The 6232-nt window shown below is 60.3% G+C and carries 8 protein-coding genes; 1 reads left to right on the top strand and 7 read right to left on the bottom strand.

The annotated features are described in order from the left end of the window. Positions 1 to 127: 127 nt before the first annotated feature. The 6 genes from GT019_RS26730 to GT019_RS26705 form a co-directional block, all read right to left on the bottom strand. Positions 128 to 1057 (bottom strand): NADP-dependent oxidoreductase, encoded by a 930-nt coding sequence (locus GT019_RS26730; RefSeq protein ID WP_235949450.1) that lies wholly within the window; start codon positions 1055 to 1057, stop codon positions 128 to 130. A 1-nt stretch (position 1058) separates the two neighbouring features. Continuing rightward, a complete protein-coding gene (locus GT019_RS26725; RefSeq protein WP_161746499.1) occupies positions 1059 to 1466 on the bottom strand; it encodes a MerR family transcriptional regulator in 408 nt (135 codons plus the stop codon). A 237-nt stretch (positions 1467 to 1703) separates the two neighbouring features. Continuing rightward, the gene (locus GT019_RS26720; RefSeq protein WP_161746498.1) at positions 1704 to 2171 is read right to left on the bottom strand and encodes an SRPBCC family protein; all 468 of its coding nucleotides are present in this window, start codon (positions 2169 to 2171) and stop codon (positions 1704 to 1706) included. A 92-nt stretch (positions 2172 to 2263) separates the two neighbouring features. Continuing rightward, positions 2264 to 2701, bottom strand: a complete 438-nt coding sequence (locus GT019_RS26715) for an SRPBCC family protein (RefSeq protein WP_161746497.1) — start codon at positions 2699 to 2701, stop codon at positions 2264 to 2266. A gap of 15 nt (positions 2702 to 2716) precedes the next feature. Further along, positions 2717 to 3208 (bottom strand): MerR family transcriptional regulator, encoded by a 492-nt coding sequence (locus GT019_RS26710; protein WP_161746496.1) that lies wholly within the window; start codon positions 3206 to 3208, stop codon positions 2717 to 2719. A gap of 187 nt (positions 3209 to 3395) precedes the next feature. Then, complete coding sequence (locus tag GT019_RS26705) at positions 3396 to 4067, bottom strand: O-methyltransferase (protein WP_161746495.1); 672 nt, start codon at positions 4065 to 4067, stop codon at positions 3396 to 3398. 133 nt (positions 4068 to 4200) lie between these two features. On the opposite strand from GT019_RS26705, the gene GT019_RS26700 reads away from it, so the two are divergent. Beyond that, complete coding sequence (locus tag GT019_RS26700; RefSeq protein WP_161746494.1) at positions 4201 to 5088, top strand: LysR family transcriptional regulator; 888 nt, start codon at positions 4201 to 4203, stop codon at positions 5086 to 5088. A 215-nt stretch (positions 5089 to 5303) separates the two neighbouring features. On the opposite strand, the gene GT019_RS26695 is transcribed toward GT019_RS26700, so the two are convergent. After that, entirely contained in the window at positions 5304 to 6110 is an 807-nt protein-coding gene (locus GT019_RS26695) for a (2Fe-2S)-binding protein (RefSeq protein WP_161746493.1), read from the bottom strand. Positions 6111 to 6232 lie beyond the last annotated feature (122 nt).

The following is a 6232-nucleotide window of genomic DNA, read 5'->3' as shown; positions in this document are numbered from 1 at the left end:
ATCCCCTCCAAGTGGCACTCAAAACTTCATGTTAACACGAGGTTTTTTTGAGTGTCTACTTGAAGGGGATAATACCACTGCGACCGGCGAGGGGACAGCTTTTGCAGGATTCAAACCAATCGGCGCCTCAGGCTTCGCTTATCCGCAGCACGATCCGTCCGCGGCCGTGGCCGCTTTCGCTCTGCTCCTGCGCCAGGCGCGCCTCGCCGAGCGGGTAGCTTCGTTGCACGATCGCCCTCACGATGCCTTGCTCGAGCAGGCCTGCAATCGCCGCCAAGTCATCGCCGGAAGCGAGCGACGGCTTAATGATGCGGACGCCCGTCTCCAGCCCCTTCTCGATCGGCGGCCGACCGGTAATCGTGATCAAGGCGCCGCCTCGCTTCACGACGGTCCAGGACCGCTCCAGCGTCTTCCCGCCGATCGTATCCAGCACGAAATCAACGTCCTGCGCCGCGTTCTCGAACGGCTCGGCCGTATAGTCGACGGCCGCGTCCGCGCCGAGCGACCGGATGAAGTCGAGATTGGCCGGACCGGCCGTGCCGACGACATGCGCGCCCTTCCATTTGGCGAACTGCACGGCGAATAGGCCGACGCCGCCCGCCGCGCCGTGGATCAGTACCCGGTCGCCGGGCTTGACCTCCCCGTCCATGATCGCCCGCCAGGCGGTCGTCGCGCCGCCGGACACGGCCGCCGCCTCTTCGAAGCCGATCCCTGGCGGTTTGGCGGCGATCGCTTCCGCGGGAACCGCCGCAAACTCCGCGTACGTTCCGTTCGGGCTCCGTCCGAAGACCGCCTGCCCCGGGCGGAAATCCGTCACGCCCGGCGCCGTCTCCTCCACGATTCCCGCGAAGGCGGTGCCCGGTATGACCGGGAACCGCACCGGCATCGGGAACAGCCCTTTGCGAAGCTTCCAATCCGCCGGCAGCACGCCGGCCGCGACGACGCGGACGAGCACCTCGCCTGCTTGCGGCTCGGGCCGCGGCACCTCTTCCAGCCGCATGACATCGGCAGCGCCGAATTCATGGTAACGCATGGCTTGCATCATCGGTCGCGTCATCTTATCCTTCCTCTCCGTCCATTCGCATCTCGCGGCCCGGCTTGACCTTTCCCCTGGCGATCTCGTCATAGACCGTCAGTTTGCGGTTGACGGCTTCGAAAGCCACGTCCAGATCGGCCTGCCTGCGCCGGAGCTCCTCCTTGTGCGCCTCCAGGATCGCCTGACGCTGCGGAATCGTGGATTCGCCGAGCAGCGCCAAATCGACGATCTGCTTCAGGTCCGCCACCTTCATGCCCGTCGCGCGGAAGCAGGTCATCAGCCGCATCCAATCCAGATCCCGCTCCTCGAAGACGCGATTGCCCTGCTCGTCCCGCTCGATGAAGGGCAGCAGGCCTTCCTTCTCGTAATAACGGATCGTATGCGCCGGGCATCCCAGCCGTTGCGAAGCTTCTTTGATGGAAAATGGCATTTTATCACCTCCGGCATTGGACGAGCTATTCTCCAAGTTATAGCGCAAACGAAACGCGTTCGCAAGTGGGAGAAGGTCGCGCGCCCGCATGCCGGATCCGTCCAACTGAAAAAAGCCGTCCCGCATGCGTGAAGCCCTGCATGCGGGACGGCTGGCCGGTAAGTTATCGCTGCATCGTTCGGGACTGCTTGCGATTCGTCTTCCGATCTCCGGGGAGAAGCGATGACCTCGTAAGCGCTAGGAAGTCAAGCCCGTGACGAGCGCCGACAGCTTGTCCAAATTCTCTTCGTTGCCGTTCGCCGCATACCCCTTCACTTGCTCGTACACCGCGGCTTCCTCGAAGCGCTGGCGGAACACGATAAGCGTACCGCCGCCGGTTTCCTCGAAGGTCGCCGTGAGCTCGAATACCGGCGCCAAGACATGCTTCAGGACGATCCGTTCGGGACGTACGACTTCCACGAATACGTTCGTATTCGCATAATCGGCGCCGTTCGGACCGTGCATGACGAATGTCCACGTGCCTCCCGGTCTCGGGTCGAATTCGCTGAACGTATTCGTGAAGCCCTTCGGTCCCCACCATCGCGCCAGCAGCTCCGGATCCGTCCATGCGTCGAACACCGTTTCCTTCGGCGCACGGATGACGCGCGTCGCCACCAATTCGTTCTCGCCAGCCGTTGCTGCCGCGCTGCTTGCCTGATCGGCCATGCCTATCCCCTTCTTTCCGTAAAATTCGAGTTCGGCTTTAACGCCTCGCAGTTGTCGCCACGCAATTCTATGCCTGTCCGATAGAGCGAAGCTTACTCCGAGAGCAGCTTCCCGAGCATATCCAACATGATGCCCGAGCCGTGCTCGCGCATGGCCGGCGTATCGTGCCCGTCAAGGAACGTGCCCTGCTCGGTAAAGACCAGCCGCGTCCCTTCGTCCTCCGCCCTGATCTCCACCGTGGTAACGGAAACCGACACCCGGACCCCGTCCATGTCGAGCGTATACGAATAGACGATCCGCTCGTTCGGAACGATTTCCTGATAATAGGCTTCGAAATGGGCCATCGGTCCGTCCGGAATCCGGTTGGCGCTGCTCTCCCGTCCACCGACGCGGAAATCGAAGACATCCGACTTCGTGAACCATTTGGCTTTCTGATCGGGATCCGACCATGCGGCGAATACCCGCTCCGGCTTCGCGCCATAGACGCGCTCAATGACAAAGACGGCATGTTCGGCTGAACGGTTCGTCATCTTGTTTCTCCTCCTTTAAGTGGGCTCGTCCGGAAGCTCGCCGTCCAGAAAACCGCCCAAACGATCCAGGCTGTTCTCCCAGCTCTTCTTCCGTTCGAAGAAATATTTCTCGTGACTCTTCTTCATCGTTTGCAGCAATCCCAAAAAATCGTCTACGGACAGCGATTCCTTCGCCTGCATCAGGCTCGTTACATGCTCTAATTCGCCAAGCAGCTTTTGTTGGATGCGGATCGTTTCCTTGACGCGCGCCATCTGCTGGGAGACGATTTCGGCGGGAGTATACATGCCCCCGGCCAATACCGCTCTAACTTCGTCCAGCGACAGGTTCAGCTCCTTCAGCGCCAATATCTGATGCAGCCGCGTAATGTCCGCTTCGTCGTACTGCCGGTGCCCGGCATCGGAAAAGGCCGACGGCGAGAACAACCCGATGCCGTCATAGAACCGCAAGGTCCGGACCGTCAGACCGGTCAGCTTCGCAAGCTCGCCTACCTTCCATGTGCGTTTCATAATCATCCCCTTTGTTCGCGCCCTTTGATTACCGGTACCTTTACTATAAAACATGACGTTACGTAAGGAGCAAGCGCTAAATCGCAAGTTGTCCGAATTTTTTTCGCGCGGAGCCGGCGGAACGGCCAAAAACGCCCCGGCGCGCTCGGGCGCGCGCGCGAAGCCTTTTCTTGCTATCGTCATGGGGTCAACCGTTCACGATGCCGATCAAGAATCCGTCGTAGCCTTTGCTGCCCACGGTCTGGATGGCGGTTGCCGACAGCCTCGGCTCGCTCGCGATCAGATCGTAGAACGCGCGGACGCCCTGAACGCGGGGATCCGTGCTGTGATAATCGATGATCTCGCCTTCCCGGACGACGTTGTCGCCGACGATGACCGTTCCGGGACGCGAGAAACGCAGCGCCCACTGCAGGTAAGCGGGGTTGTTCGGCTTATCCGCGTCGATGAAGATCAGGTCGAACGGCTCCGTGCCCTCTTCCTCGAGCTTAGCCAGCTGCTCGAGCGCGGTTCCGACCCGAATCTCGACGATGCCGTCCACGCCGGCCAGCGCGAGGTTAGATCGCGCGGTCTTCGCGTGATGCGGGTCGAGCTCGAGGCTGATCAGCCGCCCGTCGTAAGGCAGCGCCCTGGCCATCCATATCGTGCTGTATCCGCCCAACGTTCCGATTTCCAAAATCCGCGCGGCCCTGTTCATGCGCACGAGCAGCTGCAGCAGCTTGCCTTGGCTTGCGGATACGTCGATCGCCGGCAGCCCGGCAAGCCAATTCGCGGCCAAGACCTGCGCCAGCACGGCATCGTGCGGAATGAGACGTTCCGCAATATAATCGTCGACCAGGCTCCAAGCACGGTTCTCGTTCATCGTTACCCATCTCCTCGATTTAAAATCGTTTCGGTTACAATTTCATTGTAGGGGATGTATACTCATAAATATAATATATCTTTATGTTCGACTCATATAATAAATATAGGAGTCGAACGCGAGGAGCCAACCGATGAACCTGCATGCCCTTCGCTTGTTTCACGTCGTCGCTACCGCAGGCAGCGTTACCCGCGCCTCGGAGCTGCTCAACATCAGCCAGCCCGCGATCACCGCGCAGATCAAGAAGTTCGAGAAGGAGCAGTCCATCGCGCTCCTGCAGCCGAGCGGAAGGGGCATCGAGCTGACGAATGCCGGCCGGCAAATGGCCATGCTCGCCAAACGGCTGTTCGCGATGGAGCAGCAAATCGAACAGTTCTGCGAGGAATGCCGCAGCGGCGCGAACGGGCATATCCGCATCGCCGCGACATACCTTCCGGCCCAATTCCTGATTCCCGCTTGGATCGCCAAATTCAAGCAGCGCTACGAGCAGGTCGAGATGACGATCACGACGACCAATTCCGGCGATGCGCTCAAGCTGCTGCTCAACATGGAGGTCGAAGTCGCCGTCTACGGCGGACGCTCGGAGGAGCATTCGGATGCGATCCGATCCGAGCAGCTGTTTCAAGACGAGCTATGGTTCGTCGTCGCGCCGGGTCACCGCTACGCGAACGCGCGCGTATCCCTGCATGACATGATGAAGGAGCCTTTCGTCATGCGCGAGGAAGGCAGCTCGACGCGCGAGCGGCTGCTGGCGCTGTGCCGGACGTACAACGCGTCCATGCCGCGGATCGCCCTGCAGTTCAACGGCCTGCACGAGGCGATCACGGCCGTCGTCGCGGGATACGGCGCCAACTTCGTCTCCTCCCTGGTCGTGCGAGAATACGTGCAGCGGGGTGAACTATGCCGCGTCTTCGTGGAAGGCATCTCGCTGCAAAATACGATCGCCATCTGGACGCGAAGAAACGAGCCGTTGTCGGCCGCGGCTGCCAATCTCGTCCAGTTGATCCGCGACGAATCCTGACGCGCATGCTCGTGCGGGACAACGGCCGTAAGGCGGCAGTTTGCTGGCAGAGCTAGCGGTGTGCCGGGAGCTGGCGATTAAGCTGGCGGCGGCCTGGCGGTGTGTTGGCGGTGTACCGGGAGCTGGCTGCGACCAGGCAAAACGCCGCGCAAAAAGCCGTTCCCGCGCCAAGGACCTGGCTGCCGGAACGGCTTTTGCATTCGATTCGCGCGCGATCAGGATACGGCGGACGCTTCCTTGATCCGCTGCACCTCGCATGCCCGTTCGTCCGGCGTCATGCGCGGACAAGTAAAGCATTTGGTGCCTCCTTCGCGGCGGTCGTATTGGCAGCAGGCCGATCGCATGATCCAGCGCTCGTTCGGCCGATACGGATTGTCGACGTAGCTTGGTTCCCACTGGAACGGATTCCGTTTGCGCCCGAACGCTTCCGGCGCAATGGCTTCGGACAACAGCCGGAAGTGATGGTCGAACCGCTCCGCAACCTCCGCCGGCAGCTGCATTTGTCCCACGAAATCCTTCACCATGCCCGCGATCCCGCCGAATTGCTGCCAAATCATCTCCGCGTTCATGCGCGCCGCCTTCGCGATCGCTTGCACGGCCGGCGTAACGGCGACGGCCATGAACGTCCGCCAATCCTCCGTCACGAACTCGTCCTGGTTCTCGGCAGGAAGGTTCCGCGCGATCACTTCATTGATTTTATAGCCGAGATGAGGATGGCCGTGACCTTCCTCGTAATCGATCTGAAACGTGAGATGCTCGAGTCGCAGATCCAGTAATTTGCCGTACATCGCGAGAAAGATCAGCTTCGTGATGCAGAGATGGCAGAGCGAAGTGCCGAAGTACGATCCCGGCAGCTTATAGCCGATCGCCTGCACGGTCTCCCCCGTCTTGCTCATCATCTCCTCCAGGCGCGCTGCCCGAAAGAAATCGACCGCGGGCATCTCGTCCAACACATGCGAGGCGCCTTCGGGAGAAATATGTAAGTAGGTTTTCACCAACGAAAAATCGTAAGCCGTCGTCATATCATCACTCCTGCTATGATAATGATTATCATTCACGATAATAGTACCATATCGGTCCCGAGTCGGTCCAACACTTTCCCCGTTCATGCTATGATGGAGCCGAAGCTGCATGTATTTTCCAA

It is taken from the genome of Paenibacillus glycinis, assembly GCF_009909185.1.
Lineage (GTDB): Bacteria > Bacillota > Bacilli > Paenibacillales > Paenibacillaceae > Paenibacillus_Z > Paenibacillus_Z glycinis.
This window is presented reverse-complemented; position numbering and strand designations above follow the sequence as displayed.

Bases quoted from the DNA above. Each gene is read 5' to 3' on its own strand.
- GT019_RS26730 (WP_235949450.1), bottom strand. From the start codon at position 1,057: ATGACGCGACCGATGATGCAAGCCATGCGTTACCATGAATTCGGCGCT.
- GT019_RS26725 (WP_161746499.1), bottom strand. From the start codon at position 1,466: ATGCCATTTTCCATCAAAGAAGCTTCGCAACGGCTGGGATGCCCGGCG.
- GT019_RS26720 (WP_161746498.1), bottom strand. From the start codon at position 2,171: ATGGCCGATCAGGCAAGCAGCGCGGCAGCAACGGCTGGCGAGAACGAA.
- GT019_RS26715 (WP_161746497.1), bottom strand. From the start codon at position 2,701: ATGACGAACCGTTCAGCCGAACATGCCGTCTTTGTCATTGAGCGCGTC.
- GT019_RS26710 (WP_161746496.1), bottom strand. From the start codon at position 3,208: ATGAAACGCACATGGAAGGTAGGCGAGCTTGCGAAGCTGACCGGTCTG.
- GT019_RS26705 (WP_161746495.1), bottom strand. From the start codon at position 4,067: ATGAACGAGAACCGTGCTTGGAGCCTGGTCGACGATTATATTGCGGAA.
- GT019_RS26700 (WP_161746494.1), top strand. From the start codon at position 4,201: ATGAACCTGCATGCCCTTCGCTTGTTTCACGTCGTCGCTACCGCAGGC.
- GT019_RS26695 (WP_161746493.1), bottom strand. From the start codon at position 6,110: ATGACGACGGCTTACGATTTTTCGTTGGTGAAAACCTACTTACATATT.